The sequence below is a fragment of the Paenibacillus mesophilus genome (genome assembly GCF_005938385.1).
Lineage (GTDB): Bacteria > Bacillota > Bacilli > Paenibacillales > NBRC-103111 > Paenibacillus_AB > Paenibacillus_AB mesophilus.
In genome coordinates, this window is record NZ_VCRA01000004.1 from 256,867 (window position 1) to 278,041 (window position 21,175).

The 21,175-nt window shown below is 55.6% G+C and carries 20 protein-coding genes and 5 tRNA genes; 5 read left to right on the top strand and 20 right to left on the bottom strand.

The window, feature by feature from the left end:
* Positions 1 to 20: 20 nt before the first annotated feature.
* Genes FE783_RS08775 through FE783_RS08785 form a run of 3 tightly spaced genes read right to left on the bottom strand, consistent with a single transcriptional unit; the run spans position 21 to position 5,167 of the window.
* Positions 21 to 3,095, bottom strand: coding sequence for an ATP-binding protein (locus FE783_RS08775; protein ID WP_138878974.1), 3,075 nt, complete (start codon positions 3,093 to 3,095; stop codon positions 21 to 23).
* Positions 3,092 to 4,387, bottom strand: a complete 1,296-nt coding sequence (locus FE783_RS08780; protein WP_138878975.1) for an adenylate/guanylate cyclase domain-containing protein — start codon at positions 4,385 to 4,387, stop codon at positions 3,092 to 3,094. Before FE783_RS08780 ends, FE783_RS08775 begins: the two co-directional genes overlap by 4 nt.
* Before the next feature lie 6 nt (positions 4,388 to 4,393).
* Complete coding sequence (locus FE783_RS08785; RefSeq protein ID WP_138878976.1) at positions 4,394 to 5,167, bottom strand: response regulator; 774 nt, start codon at positions 5,165 to 5,167, stop codon at positions 4,394 to 4,396.
* A 246-nt stretch (positions 5,168 to 5,413) separates the two neighbouring features.
* On the opposite strand from FE783_RS08785, the gene FE783_RS08790 reads away from it, so the two are divergent.
* The 3 genes from FE783_RS08790 to FE783_RS08800 all read left to right on the top strand — a co-directional run bounded on the left by FE783_RS08790 (position 5,414) and on the right by FE783_RS08800 (position 8,004).
* Complete coding sequence (locus tag FE783_RS08790; protein ID WP_138878977.1) at positions 5,414 to 6,367, top strand: helix-turn-helix transcriptional regulator; 954 nt, start codon at positions 5,414 to 5,416, stop codon at positions 6,365 to 6,367.
* Positions 6,368 to 6,433: 66 nt separating this feature from the next.
* Positions 6,434 to 6,973 carry a DinB family protein gene (locus tag FE783_RS08795; RefSeq protein WP_338015833.1) on the top strand — a complete coding sequence of 180 codons (540 nt, stop codon included), beginning with the start codon at positions 6,434 to 6,436 and terminating at the stop codon, positions 6,971 to 6,973.
* A 95-nt stretch (positions 6,974 to 7,068) separates the two neighbouring features.
* Positions 7,069 to 8,004, top strand: coding sequence for a hypothetical protein (locus FE783_RS08800; RefSeq protein WP_138878978.1), 936 nt, complete (start codon positions 7,069 to 7,071; stop codon positions 8,002 to 8,004).
* On the opposite strand, the gene FE783_RS08805 is transcribed toward FE783_RS08800, so the two are convergent.
* The 13 genes from FE783_RS08805 to FE783_RS08860 all read right to left on the bottom strand — a co-directional run bounded on the left by FE783_RS08805 (position 7,973) and on the right by FE783_RS08860 (position 16,088).
* On the bottom strand, positions 7,973 to 8,647 hold the full coding sequence (locus tag FE783_RS08805; RefSeq protein ID WP_138878979.1) for a DUF4166 domain-containing protein: 675 nt from the start codon (positions 8,645 to 8,647) through the stop codon (positions 7,973 to 7,975). The genes FE783_RS08800 and FE783_RS08805 overlap by 32 nt on opposite strands.
* Before the next feature lie 15 nt (positions 8,648 to 8,662).
* Positions 8,663 to 9,586, bottom strand: coding sequence for a DoxX-like family protein (locus FE783_RS08810; RefSeq protein WP_138878980.1), 924 nt, complete (start codon positions 9,584 to 9,586; stop codon positions 8,663 to 8,665).
* A gap of 17 nt (positions 9,587 to 9,603) precedes the next feature.
* A complete protein-coding gene (locus FE783_RS08815) occupies positions 9,604 to 10,149 on the bottom strand; it encodes a thiol-disulfide oxidoreductase DCC family protein (RefSeq protein ID WP_238402950.1) in 546 nt (181 codons plus the stop codon).
* Positions 10,150 to 10,471: 322 nt separating this feature from the next.
* Positions 10,472 to 10,597, bottom strand: a complete 126-nt coding sequence (locus FE783_RS38650; RefSeq protein WP_274381434.1) for a hypothetical protein — start codon at positions 10,595 to 10,597, stop codon at positions 10,472 to 10,474.
* A gap of 9 nt (positions 10,598 to 10,606) precedes the next feature.
* Positions 10,607 to 11,290: a response regulator transcription factor gene (locus tag FE783_RS08820; RefSeq protein ID WP_138878981.1), complete on the bottom strand. Its 684-nt coding sequence runs from the start codon at positions 11,288 to 11,290 to the stop codon at positions 10,607 to 10,609.
* Entirely contained in the window at positions 11,287 to 12,744 is a 1,458-nt protein-coding gene (locus FE783_RS08825; protein ID WP_138878982.1) for a sensor histidine kinase, read from the bottom strand. The genes FE783_RS08820 and FE783_RS08825 overlap by 4 nt, the downstream gene beginning before the upstream one ends.
* 203 nt (positions 12,745 to 12,947) lie before the next feature.
* Positions 12,948 to 14,015, bottom strand: coding sequence for a lactonase family protein (locus tag FE783_RS08830; RefSeq protein WP_138879201.1), 1,068 nt, complete (start codon positions 14,013 to 14,015; stop codon positions 12,948 to 12,950).
* Between the two features lie 311 nt (positions 14,016 to 14,326).
* A tRNA-Leu gene (locus FE783_RS08835) sits at positions 14,327 to 14,409 on the bottom strand.
* A 33-nt stretch (positions 14,410 to 14,442) separates the two neighbouring features.
* Positions 14,443 to 14,515, bottom strand: a tRNA-Lys gene (locus FE783_RS08840).
* A gap of 78 nt (positions 14,516 to 14,593) precedes the next feature.
* Positions 14,594 to 14,665, bottom strand: a tRNA-Glu gene (locus FE783_RS08845).
* Between the two features lie 737 nt (positions 14,666 to 15,402).
* A tRNA-Ser gene (locus FE783_RS08850) sits at positions 15,403 to 15,488 on the bottom strand.
* A 34-nt stretch (positions 15,489 to 15,522) separates the two neighbouring features.
* A tRNA-Asn gene (locus FE783_RS08855) sits at positions 15,523 to 15,595 on the bottom strand.
* A gap of 19 nt (positions 15,596 to 15,614) precedes the next feature.
* Positions 15,615 to 16,088 (bottom strand): SprT family protein, encoded by a 474-nt coding sequence (locus FE783_RS08860; RefSeq protein ID WP_138878983.1) that lies wholly within the window; start codon positions 16,086 to 16,088, stop codon positions 15,615 to 15,617.
* A 139-nt stretch (positions 16,089 to 16,227) separates the two neighbouring features.
* Here FE783_RS08860 and FE783_RS08865 point away from each other — a divergent pair, with 139 nt between their 5' ends.
* Positions 16,228 to 16,587: a hydrolase/acyltransferase gene (locus tag FE783_RS08865; RefSeq protein ID WP_138878984.1), complete on the top strand. Its 360-nt coding sequence runs from the start codon at positions 16,228 to 16,230 to the stop codon at positions 16,585 to 16,587.
* A gap of 112 nt (positions 16,588 to 16,699) precedes the next feature.
* The gene (gene cmpA, locus FE783_RS08870; RefSeq protein WP_138878985.1) at positions 16,700 to 16,843 is read left to right on the top strand and encodes a cortex morphogenetic protein CmpA; all 144 of its coding nucleotides are present in this window, start codon (positions 16,700 to 16,702) and stop codon (positions 16,841 to 16,843) included.
* A 128-nt stretch (positions 16,844 to 16,971) separates the two neighbouring features.
* Here cmpA and FE783_RS08875 read toward each other — a convergent pair whose 3' ends face one another.
* From FE783_RS08875 to FE783_RS08890, 4 genes are all read right to left on the bottom strand, one after another.
* Positions 16,972 to 19,212, bottom strand: coding sequence for a Tex family protein (locus FE783_RS08875; protein WP_138878986.1), 2,241 nt, complete (start codon positions 19,210 to 19,212; stop codon positions 16,972 to 16,974).
* 100 nt (positions 19,213 to 19,312) lie between these two features.
* Positions 19,313 to 20,194, bottom strand: a complete 882-nt coding sequence (locus tag FE783_RS08880; RefSeq protein WP_138878987.1) for an Rpn family recombination-promoting nuclease/putative transposase — start codon at positions 20,192 to 20,194, stop codon at positions 19,313 to 19,315.
* Positions 20,195 to 20,425: 231 nt separating this feature from the next.
* Positions 20,426 to 20,776 carry a type II toxin-antitoxin system PemK/MazF family toxin gene (locus tag FE783_RS08885; RefSeq protein ID WP_138878988.1) on the bottom strand — a complete coding sequence of 117 codons (351 nt, stop codon included), beginning with the start codon at positions 20,774 to 20,776 and terminating at the stop codon, positions 20,426 to 20,428.
* Between the two features lie 3 nt (positions 20,777 to 20,779).
* A complete protein-coding gene (locus FE783_RS08890) occupies positions 20,780 to 21,061 on the bottom strand; it encodes a CopG family ribbon-helix-helix protein (protein ID WP_138878989.1) in 282 nt (93 codons plus the stop codon).
* Positions 21,062 to 21,175 lie beyond the last annotated feature (114 nt).

Consider the following 21,175-nt stretch of genomic DNA (forward strand, 5'->3'; position numbering starts at 1 on the left):
TGCCGGATCACCTTGCATATTCAAGCGCTCCACTTCTTCATATTCACGAAGCTGATCTCCAAGGTCCCCTTGTCGGAGCACATCCGGCACGACCATATTTCGGAGTCGGCGTATTTGACCGACGCCCCTTCGGTAGCGATTGTAATGGGCGGCTCCATCAGCATATAGTCGGCGAACGTTTGGAACATGCGGAACGAATTGCCCAATATAATATTCGCCGTCTCTGCGAGGCAATCCTCCAGGAGCGCCTCCTCTTCCGCGGCATCGAGCGGGTCGAGCACGGCGCTGCGGACGAGCGTATGCGCGAGCGAATCGTCGAGCGTCATGACGAACATGCCTTCAAGCGCCCCTTTCACGGTCATGAACGCCGTAACCCGCTTCAAAGCCAGCTTCTCGTTCGAAACGATATGGAAGCCGTCCTCCGCCTCGATTTCGGTATGCACGAACTGGGCGAAGTACGATTTCGTATTGTCGATGAGCGGCCGGATCATGACCGGAAATTCCACTTCGGGCAAGCCGGTCATATCCTCATAAGGGAGCACGAACGTAAACACCGACCCGACGCCCGGTGTCGACTCCGCAATGGCCGTTCCGCCCAGCTTCTCCGCTTCCGCGCGAACCGACGACAGCCCGATGCCGCGTCCCGAGATGTCGGACACCTGCTCCTTCGTGGAAAATTCGTCGCTGAACACGAGCTGTATAATGTCGGCTGCGCTCCTTTGCACGAGCTGCTCCTCCGACGCCACTCCCAGCTCCAGCGCCTTTCGGCGGATGACGTCCGGGTCGATACCTTTGCCATCGTCGCGGATCGTCAGGACGAGATTTCCTCCCTCCAGCCGAATGTCGCAATCGATACGTCCGAACTCTTCTTTCCCCGCCGCAATCCGTTCGTCCGCCGGCTCGACCGCATGATCGACGATGTTGCGGAACACGTGGATGAGCGAACGGGAGAAATCATAGTACCGCTCCGTGTCGGCGACCACTTCTTCGCCGCGAATTTCGAACGGAAGGACGAGCTTCTCCATCCGCTCCGCCAGGCCGGCCACGTAATCCGGATACGACTTGAGCAGCTCCTTGAACGGCTTGCAGCGCAGCTTGCGCAAATCCGGCAGCAGCAGCTTGCATTCTCCCGGCGACAGGAGGGCGAGCATTTTCTTCTCGATGTCGATGATCTTCGATTTGTCGATCATGAGCACGTCCTGCTGGACGAGGAACGACTCTCCGAGCACCGATTCCAGCACCTGCACGTCCTGCTGCAGCCAGCCCCGGAAGTCCCAGCCGGCCGCCGCTTTCGCCGCCCCGGCCACCGTCAGCAGCTCGGAGTCGCGAAGCAGCCCGCTCAGCTCGTCCTCCAGCTTATGCAGCCGATCCACGATATGGGTCAATCCGAATTGGGCGAAGTTGCCTTTGAACGTATGCACGTCGCGGTAAATGTTCAGCAGCTTCGTACGCAGCGCATCCGGTCCGTTCAGCAGCTCGTGCAGCTCGATCTCGTAAAAGTTTTTGAAATCGCGGACGCAGTCCGTATAATCGCCATAGCCGACGATCACCTTGACGACCATTTTCAAGATGTTCCGCTCGGCTTCCATCTGGCTTTGCATTTCCCGCTTCTCCGTAATATCGGTGAAGATGGCCATGAACGCTTCGGACGCTTCGTCTCTTGCGTTCGGAATCATTTTGTAGCCGATATGGATATGCCGGCCGTTCACTTCGATCTCCTCGGTCAGCAGCGGCATGTAGATCGAACGCTTGTAAGTGTCGCGCTCGTGGAACATTTTGGCGAGCAGGCTCTCGATAAACCGCTGCTGCTCCGGGTCCCCCATCGAGATCAGCTCCGGAAATGTGTAGTACTCCAGCGTTTTGCCGAAAATTTTCGAGCATTCCAAGCTGTACTCCGGATCGATCCGCGTATCGGGACCGAACGTCAGGAAGCCTTGGCCCGCATTGTCCAGCACGTTGCGGATGGCGCGTTCGCTGCGGACGAGGCTTTGCTGCGCATCCTGCAGCAATTGCTTCGAGCGGACCAGCTCGTCGTTCTGCGCTTCCAGCTCCTCGTACTGATCCTCCAGCGTTTGCTTCTGCTCCTCCAATATTTGCGTCTGATCCTCGAGCGTCCGCTTCTGATGGTGCAGCAGCTCGTTGTACCCTTGCAGCTTCTGCATGATCCGGTTCGTGCCGTCGGCCAGCTCCTCGATTTCGCGCAGCGGACGGTTCAGCACGATCTGGCTGTTCATCGTCGACTCATGGTCGCCCTCGGCCATCGCCCGTATTTTCGCGTTCAACTGCTCCATCGGCGTCAGAACCGGAATCGACACGAGCTTGCCGATCAGCTTCGAGATAAAGGTCGCGACCAAAGCGAGCACAGCGAACAAGAGAGCCGCCGCCAGAAAAAGCAGCACCGTAACTTGCGGCGCGACCACCGCCGTAACGCTGCCGATCCGCTTCCCGGCCGGGTCCAGCAGCGGATGCGATACTTCGATATTGTAGAAATGGGACAGCTTGTCGATCCAGTAGCCTTCTACCATAAACAGGTTGTCTTTGTTCGTAAAAATGACGTTCTGCCCGATCTCGATCCGGATCGCGATAACGTCCATGCTCGCATCCAAATTAATGATGAAGCCCGGATGCGTGTTTTCCTGATGCTGCTTATCCAGCTCCTGCTCCAGCGCCTCCTTCGCCTCGAGCGGCAAATACGTTTCAATTTTGCCGGCATCCTCCATCGTCTTGCGCCAATCGGCGGCTCCGGGCGAATTCGGATCGAACTGCTCCAGGCTCGATATGCCCTGTTGCTTCAGAAACGTTTCTCCGTTCATCGAATCGGCGATCGTATGACTGACCATATTTGCGGTAAAAGCGGAGATCGGCTTGAACAGAAAGCTCAGGACGACCAGCATGATCAAGCTGAACAAGATGATGTTAAGAAAGGAGGCCAAATGAATCGTACGGCTGATCCGCTTTTTGAGCGTACGGCGGTTGCCGGGATATTTCCCCCCGTTCGGAACCGGCTCTCTGCTGGAGGCCTGTCTCGGCGGGTGGTTGGACTGCGGATTTGCGGCAGATGGCGCTTGATTGTGTGACGTATTCGGTTGGCTCATAGCGCTTCCTCTTCTTTCGTCGGGCCGATTGGGCCGGATTCGTTGCGGCGGCACCGCTCCACATACAGCAGCGCGGCCTGGTCGTGGGAATTGCGGCCGGCAATACGGGCAAACAGCGTCTCGGCTTCAGCCGCTTCCCCTTCGTGAAACAACGCGACCGCCCGCTCGAATTGCTCCAGCGTCTGGAGCTTCGCCGAACGGCTTTGTTCCGGATCGGCATCGAACACTTCGTAGATGTCGATCGGCTTCGTCTTGCCTTTCACCCGCACCCGGTCCAGCTTGCGAATGTGGAAATCTCCCGGCCGGAGCAGGCTGTCGGCCGTCTGCTCGGAGATCAAGATGGAAGTGCCGTACATCTTGTTCAAGTCTTCCATCCGAGAGGCGACGTTCACGGCATCGCTGATGACGGTGCCCTCCATCCGATTCTCGCCGCCGACGATGCCCAGCATCAGCTCGCCGGTGTTCAAGCCGATCCCGATGCGAAGCGGCTCGTAGCCCGCGCCCGTGCGCCCGGCGTTAAACTGTTCCAATTCCGCCATCATGGAAATCGCCGATCGCACGGCCTGATCGGCGCCTTGATGGAACAGCGCCATAATGGCGTCCCCGATATATTTGTCGATAAAACCGCCGTGCTTCTGCACGACGGGCTCCATAACCATCAAGTAACGGTTCAGGAAGCGGAAGTTTTCCTCGGGCGTAACCCGCTCCGACAGCGACGTAAACGACCGCATGTCCGAGAACAGAACAGTCATCCGCAGCCGTACGTGGTCGCCGAGACGTACCTGGGTAATGCTTTCCTTGTTCAGAAAGCCGATAAACTCGTGCGGCACGAATTTCTCGTAAGCGTTCGTCAGCTCGACCTGCTTCAGCTTGGCGAGCCGTTCTTCCTCGAACCCTTGTTCCAGATTGTCAACCGTTCTCAGCATCATTTTGTTGATGGCCACTACTTGGCGGAACGATTGGGTGATGCCCTCCTCCGCCTCCCGGAACGCTTCTTCCGGCATCTCGTCAAGGATGAATCCCTCGGCGATATCCTCCAGCGACTCCTGAAACCGCAGCAGAGGCTCGTCGATACGCCGCTTCACAAGCCGGTACACATAGAACGCATAACCGCCCGAGCATACGGCCAGCCCGGCTCCGGCGACCGCCGTCCGCAGCTTCCAAGCCGCGGCATCCCCGGACGAACCGAGAAGGGCCCACAGCACAATAGCCGCCAAAGGCAAAACGAAAATGCCTGCAAATCCGAGCAGCAGCTCGCGTGTCAGGCGGGTACGATGCGAGACTGGGCTCATCCGGGGTTACCTCCCGGCAAGCGATGTTTCAATATCGCTCCAGCGGCTTCTGAGTGTCAGCACCACGTCTTCACGGTCGGCGATAAACTCGGCCCTGCCCCCGGCTTGCCGGATGGAAGCGACCATCTCCTCGATGCTCGACAAATAAGGGACTTCCGTCCCCGCAGCGATGTCCCTGAAATAAAACGCGACCGAGAGCGGCTTAATGAACAGCAGCCCCTGCATCGCCGCACGGATGGACGAAATCGCTTCTTCATGCAAACGGGAGCTTAACGTAATAACGAATTTCCCTTCCCGGTTCTCGATCGTAAAAGGCTCCTGAGCCGGCTGACCGCCAAGGCCGTCTCCGGCTGCACCCGCTTCGGCTGACACACTGGGACCGGCAGCGTCTTCGCTCGAATCTTCGTCCGTATTCCCGCCTTCAAGCAGCTTATCCACTACGGCCAATAGCTTGTCCGACGTAATCGGCTTGATGATATAATGACTCGCCCCGTTCTCCATCGCCTCGAACAGCATGCTCCGCTGATCGAACGCGCTGACGACGACGATTTTCGCCTCCCTGTCGGCCGCGACGATCCGCTTCACCGCTTCTATGCCGTTCAGTACCGGCATCGTCACGTCCATCGTGACCAGGTCCGGCTTATAGTCCGCATAAGCGCGTACCGCCTCTTCCCCGTTCGTCGCTTCAGCAACGACCTCATAACCGGCCCGGCTTAATATCGATTTCAAATTTTTGCGCATGACGGCCGAGTCGTCCACGATCAATATCCGTTTGGTCATCTATGTATGCTCCCCGTTGGTTTACATCCATTCTATTACTTTTTACCTACTCCGACAATGAACGCCATGAAAAATAGTCCTATTCGCCTCCGATTGACCCCCTTCCGCACGCGCAAAAGGCCCGCCGCCTGGGCGAGCCTTGCCTGTTTAACCGGTTCGACCCGGTTATGCTCTGGCAGAAAGAGCCTCCTAACTTCATAATAGAGAGAAACGCACGACCGGAAAGAAAGGCGGGAAAACAATCCGATGAACAAAACCGACAGGATGCTCGCGATCGTACTGGAGCTGCAGCGCAAAGGCACGCTCCGCGCCGCCGATTTGGCCGCCGTATTCGAGACGAGCGTGAGGACGATTTATCGCGATGTGCAAGCTTTATGCGAGGCGGGTGTGCCGGTCGCCGGCTCCCCCGGCCAAGGCTATTCGTTGATGGAGGGCTACTTCCTGCCGCCGGTCGGTTTTATCGCCGAAGAAGCGGTTGTGCTGCTGCTCGGGCTCGATTTCGTGGAATACCGGTTCGATGCGGCCTATAAAGCAAGCGCGCTTGCGGCGCGAAGCAAAATCGAGGCGATTTTGCCGCAGACGGTACAAGCGGAATCGGCCCGAATGCGTTCCGCTTGGAAGCTGGTCGGCGGAGGGACCCGAGCATGTGGGGACGATCCTCTATCGGATCACCTCTCTTTGCTCCGGCTAGCGGTTCTGGAGGAGCGCCTCGTCCGTTTCCGCTATACGAAGACGAAGCCGGATGCCGACGGCGGGGATCGGGAAAGTATTCGCGATGCGGAGCCGTACGGACTCGTACAAGCGGCGGGCAATTGGCTGCTCGTCGCCTATTGCCGGCTGCGCGGCGACATCCGCCATTTCCGTTTGAGCCGCATTAGCGAGCTGACGGTAACGGACGAACGCTTCCGGCGTCCCGCCGATTTCGAGCTTCAATCGTATCGCCCGGCCGACGACCGGAACGTCTTCGTCCGGCTGCTGTTCCGCCCAGACCTGGAAGCGCTGCTGCGGGAAAGCGACTATTTTTATATGCATGCGATCGAGCCTTCGCCGGAAGGATTGCTTGTCACGCTGCGGGTTCGCCGGCATGAGGATGCGCTCCAGTGGATACTCGGATGGGGTGCCGGAGTCGCGGTGCTCGAGCCGGAGCAGCTGAGACTGCGGGTTCGCCAAGAAATCGAGGACATGCTGAAACGATACTGACATACAGCTGTCAGCAGCGGTTTGCTATGATAAGCTCACATAACTCGAAAGGAGCCATACCATACGATGCACATCGATACGAAACAAACGCTTGAACGCTTTGAGGAAATTGTCAGCCTGTACCGGCAGCAATTGGACCGCTACGAGATGGATCAATTGACCCGGACGCCGGAGGTGGGGGAATGGTCGCTCGGCCAAGTGTACGTACATTTGATCCAGACGACCATGCGCATGCAGCTTCGTCAAATTGAAGCATGCCGGGAAAACGGGGGACCTGCGAGCGGGACGGTCGGAGAGAAGACCGAGCCGGGAAAGGCCGTATTCGATCTGGGCGCCTTCCCTCCGATCCGAATCCGGGTCGCCGCTTCCGACGCGTATACGCCGCGTCAGCCGGAGAGCAAGGAGCAGTTGGTCGACGGCTTGAATGAAGTCGTCCGACGGATGCGCGAGGTCGAGCCTTCGCTGGAGGGGATTCCGGCCGAGAATACCGCTCCGCATCCCCGCTTGGGCAAATTGAACGCGAAGGAATGGTTCGCGCTGGCCGAGATGCACTTCCGGCACCATCTCCGGCAAAAGGAGCGGTTGGACGCTCTGCTGTTTGTGTAATCCGATTGACGCGAAACGAACAAAGGCAGCCCGAACCTGTTTTACTGGTATCGGCTGCCTTTCCGCACTTATAATAAAAGCAAGGCGGTGATTTCATGTTCGGGGATGAATGGTGGAAAACAGGAATAAACGCAGCTGTATTGGCCGTCGCGCTGCTCTTGATCGCCATGTTTTACAGGAAGCGTCAGGAGGATGAAAGCTGGCTGCCATTAAAGCTGCTCGGCTATTCCGTCCTGGGAGCATTCGCTTTCGTTTTGAACGGGCTGCGTCTGCCGCTCGGTTTCGCCGCTTTTCTGCTATTCTTGTTCGCCCGGCCGAAAGCCAACCGGGAGGCGAAGCACCGCGCGGCCTATCTCGGGCTCTGCTTGTTTCTGCTCCAATCGCTCACGCCGCCGCTTACGAAGATGGCATACGAACGCATACGCACCGTCCCGGCTGCGGAGACGAATATGTACAGCTTTGAATTCTCCGCTCACTGGAGGAGCGTATCGGCTCTGTTCGAATTATCCGGGGACACCCGGCTGGAGAGCTTCGAAGCCGGTTACAAGGCTGACGGAACTTTGCTTCATATGCGCTATGAAGGGATCGAACGCCATCCCAAAGGCAATTACGATTACTTCCAAGTCGAGCTCGATCCGGAGAAAGCAAAATTCAAGATCGTCCGCCGCGGCATCCAAGAGTGGGTGCAATACGAACGCTCCGTTCCAGCGGAGCGCTTTTTCCGGCAGCTTGACGATACGGAACTGACCCGTCTGAGGCCGGGCCCGAATTTCTCCTACTACGGCATAAAAGTCCAAGGATCGTCAGTCAATTACGCAATCAAAGAGGGCAGAAAATATATGTTGGACAGGTCAGGCGGCATTCGCGAAATCGATAACGCCTCCTTGCCCGTTCAAGGGTACTGGCTTCGGGCTTGCGGAGACCGTTCGGCGCAACCGCCTTACCACGTCGGCTGCGAGGGGTGGGCGGACTACATTTTCGAGGCCGTTTCCCCGCCTCTCACTCCCGCCTCTCCTCCCTCAGCGGCTTGATGTGCTTCGGAATCGCCCCGCGGGTCTCGACAAACTCGGCTTGAAACGTTCCGCTGTAGCCGAATACGGGACCGAGCAGCGGATTCGTTACGTTCACCTCGATCTTGAACGCCTCCGCCTCGTCGTCATACCACTCGCACACATCGGCAATCCCGGACAGCCTCAGCGGAAACCGGAAATGCAGCATCCTCTCATAGAAGCGCTGTTCGCCGGAACGGATGCGGATTCCTCCATTCGGAGCAGGCCCGATATCAAGATCGACAGCCAAATGCTGCCGGTCCCCTAAATAATCGACAATAGTGCGTCTCTGCCGACTGTAAATCATCGTGGCATCAAATCTGCGGATTTTGCCGGGAAATTGGAACTGACGAGTCCAGGTCACAGTTTCCCGGCCGAACGAATCGGTATATGCATAATTTTCGATTGTAAACGGGATGCGCTTGCCTTCGGAAGGAAACATAATATGCCGCTTCGTCCCGACATACAGCGGCAGCGCCGCCCACTTGGCGTACCAGATCCGGTCCATCGTACCGCGCCCGATCGATGCGGCGCCTTCGGCGCTAGTCAAGCCGAATCGTCTGCGGATTTGCGGATGGAGCTTGGCGAAGTCGCCGCCCATTGCCTGCTCGTATATGGATGGCATATACTCACTCCTCCTTTAGTAATACTCGCTAGGACGCCTGCGGCAATTGGCGGCGGACGGCAAGCGATGCGATGTGGCTGAGACCGCACCGTGCAGCCCCAGCAACGCTCCGTTCAACACGACGGGATTCATGGGTGCCGCCCATAGATGCGGATCGGCCAAGAGTGCAGGGATGGCTAGTATTACGAGAGCGGCAGCCGCCAACGCGTGAACTCTCCGATCCTTGGAGCGCAGAACGACCAGAAGTCCGAATGCCGCTTCCGCCAAACCCAGCACCGCCAAAGTCTCCCCTTCCCAGCCGGCGAACCATCCCGCTGCCTGCAGCAAGTCCAGCTCTCCCGCCTCGGGGGCGACCAGCTTCGGCACGATGCCTTGATACATCCATAGCAATGCGAGCAGCCAAGCACCGCATACGTGAATGAACCATCGGCTAAAAGAGACGGAAGGCGGTATGCCGCTCTCGAGCCACAGCCGCAGCCGGTCGAAGCTCCATGCCGTCGCCCAGCCGATGAGCGGCCGGAACGCCAATCTGTCCGCCAGGCCGCCGAGCGGCCCGAAACGCGTTTTATAGTCGTAGCGTGTCATAAACGTTACGCTCTCGCCTCCCTCGTGCGGAACATAACGCCAAAACCCTCCGCCCTCGCGTATGAGTGATAACGGGCTATCCGATCCGAAACGAAGCACCGACGTTTTCCGCCCGGATCGTTCCTCCGTCGAAGCTGTCGTTTCGCCCGTTCCTTCGATGCGCATGCCGAAGCCGATCCTTGTCGCATACAGAAACCGTTGGGGCTCATCGTCCGTTTCCTTCTCTATATATCGGATTTCGGAAAACCGCAAATCCCATTGCTCGTGCATCTCCGGCGTTTGCGTCCGTTCCCACAGCTCGCCCATATCGGCTTTGATATTCAGCTCGACGTAAATCGGCTTGGCTCCGCCCATCGTTCTCCCTCCGTCTGCTACCCGATAAATCGGTCTCTATTTTCCGGGGACGGCAGCATGCAGCGATCGTTTCGCCCGAACCAACGGTACCGGTTGCGCGCGATATAGTCGTATATTTTGTCCCGGATCGGCGAGGGGACGACGATGAACGCATAGAGCAGCGGCCATGCTCCTCGCAGCCGTTTGACCACTTCCAGCCCCGCCCGGGATTTCATGAAGAGCCGGTCGCCGCGCACCAGCATGAACGTGTCGGGAGCAGGTACGCCAACGCCGGTCTTCTCGTCGACTGCGTCCGAGGAGACGTTCCCCTTAGCCGGATCGCTACCTCTTGCCGTCAGCCCCGCACCCGGCCCTCCCAGAGCCCGCCTGCGGATAGCCGCACCCGCTTCCGAATCGAGCGACGCAAAACGAAACCGCCTCTCAGGATCGCGCCTGATGACGAAACGTACGATCGCACTGCACATGATGCACTCGCCGTCGAATAAAATGATGTCATAGTCCCTCGTTTGCTTTTTCATGACCGTTACCAGCCTTTCCGGCCGCCCCGTACGTTCATTGTACATCTCCGCGGCTCTCTTGCTGCAGTTCCAACTTTCGTGCAACGGTACGCAAAGAGGGTACTATCAAACATAGCACCCCCGTCTGCCGTTCATTCCGTTCACGTTCGCCTATCTCCTCACTGCCGTACAAGTTCGGGTATAAGCAGCCTCTAATCTTCGCCGTCTTTGCCTACCCCGTCTTCTCTGCCTGTCTCCTCACGGTCCGAAGATTCCGGCATAAGCCCGCCTCCAGCCCTCACCGTTTCTGCCTACCGTCCCCCCCTGCCCGTCTCCTCACGGTTCGAAGGTTCCGGCATGAGCCACCTCTAACCCTCGCCGTCTTTGACTACCCGTCTCCCCTGCCCGTCTCCTCTCGGTCCGAAGGTTCCGGCATAAGCCCGCCTCTACCCTTCACCGTCTCTGCCAACCCGTCCCCCCTGCCCGTCTCCTCACGGTCCGAAGGTTCCGGCATGGGCTCGCTTTACCCCTCGCCGTCTTTGCCTATCCCGTCTCCTCCGCCTGTCTCCTCACGGTCCGAAGGTTCCGGCATAAGCCCGCCGCGCCGCACCTTCTCCACCGCTTCCTTGCTGCTTTTGACACGGAGCTTTTTCAGCATTTTGTTGACTTGGTTTTTCAACGTACTTTCCGCTTTGAACAGCTTCCGGCCGATTTGCGGTTGGGAATATCCCTCCTCCAGCAAATCGAACAGCTCCCGCTCCGCCCCGGTCAATGGCTGCAGCTGCTCCTGGCGCTTCAACCGGGCGAACTCTTTTAGTAGCACATCCATCGGATTATTGCTCCTGAGCGCTCCGCGAATCGTTTGCGGCAGCGTCCGGTAATCCGTTTTCACCACATATTGAACCGCTCCGGCCGTAAATGCCTGAGTAATAACCGCTTCGTCCTCCAAGGAGGTAAGCATGATCACTTTGGCTTGCCGTGCGTCAAGCAGTTCCATGACGGCGTAAATGCCGTCCAGCCGCCCCGGCGTGAGACAAATGTCCATCAAAGCCACGTCGAACTCGAGCGTCCCGGCCAGGCGGACCGCTTCCTCCCGGCTCGTCGCAGCTCCGATGACGAGCATATCGTCTTCCTTATTTAGATAAGCGGTCATCGCTTTGATCCAGTCCGGATCGTCCTCGACAATGAACACTTTAATTCGGCTCATTCCGCCGACTCCTCCTTGCCGCTCGGATCTCTATCCAACTTGCCAGCCCCGGCTTCCGATATCCGCTTCTTCGCCGGAAACAATAGCTTTACCGTCGTTCCCGCCCCTGCACCGCTTTCCACTTCGATCGATCCGCCGCTTTGACGCATCACTTGGTAGCAATAAGTTAACCCGAGTCCGTAGTTGCCTCGTGCGGTATTCGTCTTCGTTGTGTAGAAAGGCTCGAATACTCGCTGCAGCCGCTCCTTCGGTATACCCGGTCCGTTATCCCGGAACGAAAGCTCGATGCCTCGTTTCTTGTCCTCCATCCGCACGATCAGCCGGCCGCCGTTTTGCATCGCTTCGATCGCATTGCTTAATATATTGGATATGACCTCGCTAATATGAACCCGGTCGCCCAGCAGCATGGGATCGCACTCGAACCCCGTTTCTACCGCAATCCCGTTTCGTTCCAGCTCGGACGACCTGCGAAGTAAACATTCCGCCACCCATACCGCCAGCCGAAGCGGCCGTTCCTCCAGAATAATATGCTGCGTCTGACCGTGAATGCGGCCTACCATCCGTTGCATATGATCGGCAGACTTGACGATCAGGTCGAGCTGCTCCGCCGTTTCTTCGTCCTGCGGATCGAGTGATGCTTTGACGTTTTCCGCGCACATCGAGATTTTGGCGATTTCGTTCTTGATCGTATGGTTGAGCATAGCCGTTCCTGAACCGACCGCCTTCATTGCACTTTCTAGCGGGTCCCGCTCGATCTTCACCTTAACTCCGAGCACCCCGGAGCCGAATGCAAACGCCACGCCGGCGAGCAGAGAGTAAGCAATGAAGAAGGCGACGTAATTGAAAAAATGGAACCCTGGGTCCCACACACTCGCTACGTTAATAAAAACCGCAATCGCAATCAGTGTCGGCACGACCAGCACTGCTACGGCAAGACGCTCCTTTCTTCTCCAACGGTTACGCTCCCGGACGAAGGAGGCGATCAGCAGCCAGCACGAAGCCCCATAATAAGGCGCGGCCCAGAGAAGCAGCAGCAGAAAAAAATAGTTCGTCTCCGTTACGGCCGCATAGGCCGCTGCCGTTGCCGCAGGCGGAATCAACAGAAGAAGTTTCAGTCTCGTTCGCTGCGAAGATCGCGGGAGTCGCTCCGAATAAACGATACAAAACACGAGCACACCGTAAGGGGTAAGGGTATGATTGATAATCTCCAGTCCCGCAACCATAAGCCGGAGCGCTTCCAACCATGGGGACGTACTCGCTTGGATAGCCAGCGCAGGCAGCGCATCTTCGCGGATGAAGCCGGCCAGCCCGCCAACACTCGCGAATAAGAGGAAAAAAGACGCCCACCGGTTGGCCTCGCGCTTCGGATGCAGCAGGAACAACACAATAGCGGCCGACAGCAATGCAGCGAAATAAACGAGCATCCTCTCACCCTTTACTCCGGTCTGGTTCAACAGTGCTGCTCCATGGCAGCTTTTTCATTCCATTGGTTCCATTTTGTCTAATAGAAAGCCTCCTCGCTTCCTACAAAGGCGAACCGTCTTAGCACGATCATACCCTCGAATGGCCCCCCGTTCAAGCGGACCAATGCCGCTCCAATACCAAAAGACCTCCCCCTGAAAAAGGGAAGGCCCGTTTGTTCAGTATAGCCGAGCATTCATTCTGCCGGAAATACGGCCATCTTCACGCACACCGGCTTCGAAGCCTGCGCCGAATTCCCTGTGTATTCGAGCTTTCCGCTTTCTTGATTTACCCGGAATACGACGATGTTGTCCGAATCGCGGTTGGCCGCCAGGAGGTAGTCTCCGTCCGGCGAAAGCGAGAAATGCCGCGGATGTCCGCCACGAGTGGACGTGTGCTCTACCAAGGACAGTTTGCCGGAATCCGAATCGATGGAGTAGACGACAATCGAGTCATGCCCCCGATTGGAACCGTAAAGATAGTTTCCGTCCGGGGAAACCTGCACTTCCGCACAAGCGTTTTCGCCTTCGAATTCCGCGGGCAGCGTGGACACGACTTCCAACGTTTGCAACGTCCCCTCTGCAGCGTTATAACGGAACGACGTAATCGTGGAGTCCAACTCATTGATAACAAAGGCATACGCCCCGCTCGGGTGGAACGCCAAATGCCGCGGCCCCGCTCCCGGCTGCACGGCCGTGTCGCCGTGAAACTCCAATGTACCGGCTTCCGCATTTAAACGGTACGCGCGAATGCGGTCCAGCCCCAGATCCGACACGAACACAAACCGATTGTCCGGACTGAAAAACGCCGAGTGCGGATGAGGCCGATCCTGCCTTTCGGGATGCACGCTGCCGCCCTCATGCCACTGCGCGTCCAACAGTCTGCCGATCGTTTCGCCTTCACCGATTTCAACAAGCCCCACTTGTCCGCCCGAGTAGCTCGCCACCACAAAGAAACGATCTCCCGCATCGCGCTGAATATGGCAAGTCGTCGTATCCACCGTACCCGCGCGATTCAATTCCCGCAGCTTCCCTTGTACCGGATCTATCGCAAACGACACTGCCGCACCTTGGCGCCGCCCGTCTTCGAGCCGTTCTCCGATCGCATACAATCGTCTTTTCCCGGCATCCAAGCTTAGGAAGGTAGGATTTTGCACGCCAGCCACTTGATCCAGCCGCGACAAAGCCCCATTCTCCATATCCATGCTATATACATAAATTCCGTTGTCCGCCGCCTCCGCATAAGATCCGATAAACACCAGCATCTTCTTGTCCGTCACCGTTTCGTTCCTCCTCTATATACGCATTACGCTTTCCTTAAGAGTACACTTTCCCTCGGAGGGAAAGCAAACGATAAAGAGACAAACCCTGCCCCCTTACAACCTTAGTGGCAAAAACGCGCTTATTAGAGCCAAGTGACCGCCAAATTTTTCCGCTATTGCCCACGAACCAGCAAAAACCGGTGGAATAACGTCGAAAATTTCCGCTAACCAAGTCGACGAGAGCACCTGCTGGCTCAAGCAAAACAAAAAAAGAGCCCCCGCCAATCGGCAAGGACTCTCGTTCGTTTGTGTAATGCGGTCGGAGAGACTCGAACTCTCACGGGCGTACGCCCACTACCCCCTCAAGATAGCGTGTCTGCCATTCCACCACGACCGCAGGTTAGAGAGTTGTAAGGTTCAACTCTACATATGAGCCATGTAGGACTCGAACCTACGACACCCTGATTAAAAGTCAGGTGCTCTACCAACTGAGCTAATGGCTCGGGGAAGCCAAAATAAAAAATGACCCGTTAAGGGATGCTCTTTCGCGTTTCCATTCCCGCTTAAGAGGGAAAAAGAAATGACCCGTAGGGGATTCGAACCCCTGTTACCTCCGTGAAAGGGAGGTGTCTTAACCCCTTGACCAACGGGCCGCCTTATACTTTGTATCGCCGCCCTTCGAGGCGACAAATGTTATTATAGCGGATAACTTGTTTGCTGACAAGCCCTTTTTCATGTTTTTTAACGAAAAATGCGGAAACGATTCGCCTTGTCCGTTTCTCCAGGAAATCTGCTGCACTTCCCCGTTTCGGAACCGACAGTGGCATCGTTCAAAGCTCTGTGTTAACTTTCACGATCATGATACTCCTTTATCTTATTTTGGACTTGAGCGTCGATGAATATGCAACTCATGCTAAAGTAAACCATTTCTCCGGCCTTACGGCCTTCAAGATTGTGAAGTTCTTGCATACGAGCCACCGGCGTTAGCGGAATACAGTTCCGTTGATAAGATTTGTTTGCTTAGAGACCCCTCTTTTCGGGTTCTCCCCCTTTTTTCTCCGTAAAAAAAGCCGCCAACTTGGCGACTTTTTTTACGGAGAAAGAGGGATACTCTCCGGCCTCACGGCCTCCGAGACTGCGAAGCCTATCCTCACGAAAACTTATGCTCCGACGCCCCCTCTTCTTCGGGTTCTCATCCCTCTAATGTAAAAAGCCGCTCATCAGCGGCTTTTTAAGCTTATTCTACGGAGAAAGAGGGATACTCTCCGGCCTCACGGCCTCCGAGACTGCGAAGCCTATCCTCACGAAAACTTATGCTCCGACGCCCCCTCTTCTTCGGGTTCTCACCTTTCTCCAAATAAAAAAGCCGCCAACTTGGCGACTTTTTCTACGGAGAAAGAGGGATTCGAACCCTCGCGGCTGTTACACCCTAACGCTTTAGCAAAGCGCCCCCTTCGGCCTCTTGGGTATCTCTCCAAAGCTTCCCAACCTTCGATGGGGATAAGAAAAGCTCCCCGAACAGGACTCGAACCTGTGACAACTCGGTTAACAGCCGAGTGCTCTACCAACTGAGCTATCAGGGAACGTACAAGTATTAAATTATCATGAATCCGGTCCTAAGTCAAGCGCGAGCAATCTCAGCTTTCCCCGGCACTTCCCGCAAGCATATTTGCTTGGATCCATCCGGCGTTTGCGCATATATGAAGTTCCGCACGAAACGCATTCCAGCTTATACCGGTAAGCTTGAGCCTTTTTCCGCATACCGAGCGACTGGCAATACCGGGTGCCGCCCACCTCCGCCAGCAGCTTCTTGAAGTCCGCGTCCTGATGCTTGTAGCCTTTTCGCTGCAAATGCAGATGATAATGGCACAGCTCGTGCTTGATGATCTTCTCGACTTCCTCCGCTCCGAACGCCTCATACTGGTGCCAGCTAATGTCGATATTGTGCGACCGCATAAAATAACGCCCCCCGGTCGTCCGAAGTCTCCGATTAAACGTCGCCCGATGCAGAAAAGGCCGTTTGAAATATTGCAACGACACCCGTTCTATCCATTGCTGCAGCTCCTTGTCGTCCATACCTCTCCTCCCCCGAAACGGACATGCCCGGCGCAATCCTTTACTTGAATTTTTACTCGATCATACGCTAAACTGTCAAGTAGAATGAAACGGACCGACGCGCTCGCGAGCGTCAACCCGAGAGGAGAACGAGACCGATATGCCCAAGATGAGATATGCCGTCCTGAAGCTCGGCGATATTCTGGAATTTGTCGAGATGCCGGCAGACCATGTTTACCAGCTGACCGCTCTAAATCGCCGCCTGCACAAGGAGCTGGACAAGCTTACCGCCGCGAATGTGCCCAGCCTTCCGCACGTCGTAGCCGAATGCGATACGCTTGACATCGTAGACAACGCTTGCCCGATCGTGCACGGACTGAAGTACATGAACGAGCTGGAACAAGCCTTTGCCTCGCTGGACGAGAAATCGTACCCGCTTATTTCGCTGCTAACGGAAATCCGGGCGCTCCAAGCCCAACTCGAGCAGTGGTACGAAGAGGACGAAGAATACAATTCCTGAACTGCCGCAGCACTTTTTCCATAACAGGACCTGCACCACATCCGCTCTTTCCCCATATCCTATAGGTAAGTGCACAGCAAGAACGAGACCTTGGGAAAGAGGGGATGAAGCTATGCCGCAGTGGCTTTGCCATCAACTGGAGAAAGCGTTCCGCAAGAAGGATACCCGGCAAATTCGGCTGCTGAACGATTGCTGGTTCTTTTATCGAACCAAAATCACCGACTCGAAGGAGTCCGTTCATATATCCCGACAATAACGCCCCGGAGAAAGCGTCCCCAGGGCGTTTTTTCTTATACACTTTTCCGTTGCTTTAGTTCTTGCCGCTCCTCCCGGTAGCCGCTTGCCTCATCCCGCTACATAACGACGCAAGCAGCACACCGGCAATTACTTATTCGGGCTTTTCATCGTCAGACCAACGCGGCCCTTTTTGAGATCCACGTTCAATACCCATACCGTTACCGTATCTCCTACCGACACCACATCCATCGGATGCTTCACAAACGTATCGCTCATCTGCGAAATATGGACGAGCCCGTCATTTTTGATTCCGATATCGACAAAAGCCCCGAAGTCGATGACGTTGCGGACGGTCCCTTGCAGCTGCATGCCCGGCGTCAAATCTTCAATCTGCAGCACATCCGTCCGGAAAATCGGCGGAGGCAGCTCCTCGCGCGGATCGCGACCCGGCTTCTGCAAGCTGTCCAGTATGTCTCTCAGCGTCGGTACTCCGACGTTCAGCTTCGGCGCAAGTGACTCCACATCGGCATGCTGCAGCTTCTCCTTCAGCTCCTTAGATCCAAGCTGGGACAGTTCCAGACGAAGCTCCTGGAACAAACGGTCCACCACCTCATACGACTCCGGATGAATGGGAGTATTATCGAGAGGACTTACACCGTCGCTAACGCGCATAAATCCGACGCATTGCTCGAACGTCTTCGCACCGAGCCTCGGTACCTTTTGCAGCTGCTTGCGGTCCTTGAACTTGCCGTTTTCCTCGCGGTACTTCACGATGTTCTTGGCGATCGTGCCGTTAATGCCCGATACGTACGACAGCAGCGACGGAGAAGCGGTGTTCAGATCGACGCCGACATGGTTGACGGCCGATTCCACGACAACCTTCAAACTTTCCTCCAAATGCTTTTGCGCCACGTCATGCTGGTATTGCCCGACACCGATCGCCTTCGGCTCGATTTTCACCAATTCCGCCAAAGGATCCTGCAAACGCCGGGCGATCGAGATCGCGCTCCGCTCCGCAACATCCAGCTTAGGAAATTCTTCCGCAGCCAGCTTCGAGGCCGAGTACACGCTCGCTCCCGCTTCATTGACGATCAAATACTGAAGCCCTCGCCCCTTCAGCTTCGCAATCAGATCGGCTATAAATTGCTCCGTTTCGCGGGAAGCCGTCCCGTTGCCAATCACGATCAGCTGCACGCCATACTTCTCTATCGCGGCTTTCACTTTTGCTTCGGCTTCGGCCACCTTATTATTTGGCGGCGTCGGATACACGACATCTATGTACAGCATTTTGCCCGTTTCATCGACTACGGCCAGCTTGCAGCCCGTCCGGAAAGCCGGGTCTACACCCAACACAACCTGCCCCTTAACGGGCGCCTGAAGCAGCAAATTGCGCAAATTTTCCGCGAAAATTTGAATTGCGTGCTCCTCCGCTTTCTCCGTCAGCTCTCCCCGTACCTCGCGCTCGATCGAAGGAGCGATAAGCCGCTTGTAAGCATCCTCGATTACGAGCAGCAACGTGCTTTTGACGATCGATTCACCTTTGACGATTTGTTTCGCGATGTAATCGTGAATACGTTCCGCCGGTACCTCCAGGCGAACCTTCAACACTTCCTCGCGTTCCCCGCGATTGATAGCGAGAGTACGATGCGGTGGAAGCTTACGAACCGGCTCCTGATACGAATAGTACATTTCGTATACGGACTCTTGCTCCGAGTCTTTCGCTTCGGTAGCAATAATGCCCTGGTCCTGCGTATATTTGCGAACCCAAGCGCGGATCTTCGCGTCGTCCGCCAAGTTTTCGGCGATAATGTCCATGGCGCCCTGCACCGCATCCTCGGCCGTATTCACCTGCTTGTCCTCATCGATATATTTGGCCGCTTCCTGCTCAAGCGATCCTTGCCGCGGCTGTGCCATAATCCAGATCGCCAGCGGCTCGAGTCCGCGTTCCTTGGCGACACTTGCGCGCGTTTTCCGCTTCTGCCGGTAAGGCCGGTACAAGTCCTCCACTTCCTGCAGCTTAACCGCCTGCTCGATCGAAGCGCGCAGCTCGTCCGTCAGCTTACCCTGCTCGTCGATGAGCCGGATCACTTCCAGCTTCCGATCTTCCAAATTACGCAAATATTGCAAACGCTCCTCGATATCCCGCAGCTGCGTCTCGTCCAGCTCACCGGTCATTTCCTTCCGGTACCGGGCGATAAACGGAATCGTATTCCCTTCATCCAACAAACCGACCGACGCCCGCACTTTAGTAGGCGGCAGCTGCAGCTCTTTGGCGACTTGCTTCAGGATGCGTTCCTCGCGAAGCGCTTTTTGCTCATCGGAAAGCTCGTATTTGCCGGCGTCCTGTCCTTGAACGTCCGTCCCTTTAGTTTCCTGTTCTTTGGCCATGATCTACCTCTTTCATACTGATGTTAAGTACAGTCCCTGTAAATTCGCTAGAATTCACAGTTATTTCCGCATGTCCAAGCGGATAAAAGCATCTTCTCTGTCAGACAGATCCGTTTCTCTTCTCCAAATCGGCGATTTCCTGCAAAGTCAGCCCCGTGAACTCCGCTATCATCGCATGTTCCACCCCTTTGCGAATCATTGTCAATGCGATTTCCGCTTTGGCCTCGATCATGCCCTCGGCCTTGCCTTTCTCCAGCCCTCTCGCTTCTCCATCCGCGATAAGACTATTCCGCTCGATCAGGGAATACTCCCGAGCCTCGTACAGACGAATCGTCTCTTCATCACTGCTTAGCCACTCCAACCGCTCTTCCGCTTTTCCGATAACGGGGTCCATCTCGATCAGCTCCTTTAATTGATCTTCCGGCAATTTCTCATCAAGGAACAGTAGCCAGCGATGCAAAGGATCTTCAAGGTCTTTACGAGTCGCCTTAAATTTCGGATATTCGATGAAATGCACTTCCATTGCATCCGTCAGCATGAACCGGTCCTCGTTGTCTTCATAAAAATGAAACGTACTGTGAAATCGTTCGAAATCGAACAAACGGAAGTCGACGATGTTGATCGCGATTGTCTTCTTGAGTTCCTCGTAGCGCCCGCCAGATTTGATTGAGTCTGCATATAGCTTGCTCAGGTAGAAGAGCGAGCGCCTCGGCATGTTTCGGTAGTCGGTCAATTGCACTTCGATGTTGATCTGAACCCGGTCCGCCGTTTCCGCCCTTACATCCAGTCTGCCGGTTTTGTCATCAATCAGTTTTTTGGCCAATTGCTTATTCTCGATTATCGTCAGGTTGACGATACGCCGCTCTCCTTCCAACCGAAGAATTGCATTTAACAGCGAAATCAGGCTATCCTCCGTCTCCTGCTCGCCGAACAAGCGTTGAAAAATGAAATCATTTTTCGGCTTCAGCCTTTTTATCGCCATGACCGTCCCCCTTCTGCCCGTTCTACCACATGCCTTTATTATATCACATCAATCTATCCCGGAACGACAGGCGGAAGGACTTCTATAGAAGTAGTGCTTACAACTCCGTTTGTCCGTTTACCAGCAGACTAGCGCAAATTCCCTTTCTTGCTCCGAATAAGCTTTTGGAAATATTTACAAGTCCCCAAAACGCAAAAAAACGAGGTCTCCCTCGTTCGCGCTTTTCCGAAATCAAAATTCAATCAGACCTACGCTGACCTGCAGCGCTTCGTCCACCTTCCGCATCGACTCGTCGTCCAGATGCGTAATTTTGTCAGTAAGCCTTTGCTTGTCGATCGTCCGGATCTGTTCCAGTAAAATGACCGAATCCCGGTCGAACCCGTGCGCTTCCGCATCGATTTCTACATGAGTCGGCAGCTTCGCTTTCTGAATTTGCGCGGTGATCGCCGCAACGATAACGGTAGGACTGAATCGGTTTCCGATGTCATTTTGAATAATGAGCACAGGCCGTACGCCGCCCTGTTCGGACCCCACTACAGGTGACAAGTCCGCAAAAAATACATCGCCACGTTTCACAATCAAGCTCTACACCCCGCTAACTAAGCGATCGAGGGTACCGTCCGCGTCTTCCTCCGCTTGAAAAGCCTCTGCAGCCATATGCAGGTTAATTTTTGCCATTTCCATATAACCGCGTTGCATCGATTCGCGCAAGAACCGCTTTTTGCGCTCCATGAGGTACAGCTTCATGGCCTGACGAATGAATTCGCTGCGATTGGAGTTTTCCTTCTCCACGATGCCGTCCACTTCCTGCAGCAAGTTATCCGGAAGACTGATCATGATCCTTTTCGTGTTATGCGCATTGGCCACCGATCTCGCACCTCCAAAACATTCCCAACCCATACTCCCATTATGTCGCCATTCCAGTCATTTTATACAAGACCAAGTATATGCGAAGGATATATCACGTATGTATATCCTCTG

Coding starts and splice junctions, on each gene's coding strand:
- FE783_RS08875 (WP_138878986.1), bottom strand. CDS start 19,212: ATGGCCAAAGAACAGGAAACTAAAGGGACGGACGTTCAAGGACAGGAC.
- FE783_RS08820 (WP_138878981.1), bottom strand. CDS start 11,290: ATGAGCCGAATTAAAGTGTTCATTGTCGAGGACGATCCGGACTGGATC.
- FE783_RS38650 (WP_274381434.1), bottom strand. CDS start 10,597: ATGCCGGAACCTTCGGACCGTGAGGAGACGGGCAGGGGGGACGGGTTG.
- FE783_RS08830 (WP_138879201.1), bottom strand. CDS start 14,015: ATGCTGGTGTTTATCGGATCTTATGCGGAGGCGGCGGACAACGGAATT.
- FE783_RS08795 (WP_338015833.1), top strand. CDS start 6,434: ATGCACATCGATACGAAACAAACGCTTGAACGCTTTGAGGAAATTGTC.
- FE783_RS08790 (WP_138878977.1), top strand. CDS start 5,414: ATGAACAAAACCGACAGGATGCTCGCGATCGTACTGGAGCTGCAGCGC.
- cmpA (WP_138878985.1), top strand. CDS start 16,700: ATGCCGCAGTGGCTTTGCCATCAACTGGAGAAAGCGTTCCGCAAGAAG.
- FE783_RS08815 (WP_238402950.1), bottom strand. CDS start 10,149: ATGTACAATGAACGTACGGGGCGGCCGGAAAGGCTGGTAACGGTCATG.
- FE783_RS08865 (WP_138878984.1), top strand. CDS start 16,228: ATGCCCAAGATGAGATATGCCGTCCTGAAGCTCGGCGATATTCTGGAA.
- FE783_RS08860 (WP_138878983.1), bottom strand. CDS start 16,088: ATGGACGACAAGGAGCTGCAGCAATGGATAGAACGGGTGTCGTTGCAA.
- FE783_RS08780 (WP_138878975.1), bottom strand. CDS start 4,387: ATGAGCCCAGTCTCGCATCGTACCCGCCTGACACGCGAGCTGCTGCTC.
- FE783_RS08785 (WP_138878976.1), bottom strand. CDS start 5,167: ATGACCAAACGGATATTGATCGTGGACGACTCGGCCGTCATGCGCAAA.
- FE783_RS08810 (WP_138878980.1), bottom strand. CDS start 9,586: ATGGGCGGAGCCAAGCCGATTTACGTCGAGCTGAATATCAAAGCCGAT.
- FE783_RS08880 (WP_138878987.1), bottom strand. CDS start 20,194: ATGGCGATAAAAAGGCTGAAGCCGAAAAATGATTTCATTTTTCAACGC.
- FE783_RS08800 (WP_138878978.1), top strand. CDS start 7,069: ATGTTCGGGGATGAATGGTGGAAAACAGGAATAAACGCAGCTGTATTG.
- FE783_RS08775 (WP_138878974.1), bottom strand. CDS start 3,095: ATGAGCCAACCGAATACGTCACACAATCAAGCGCCATCTGCCGCAAAT.
- FE783_RS08805 (WP_138878979.1), bottom strand. CDS start 8,647: ATGCCATCCATATACGAGCAGGCAATGGGCGGCGACTTCGCCAAGCTC.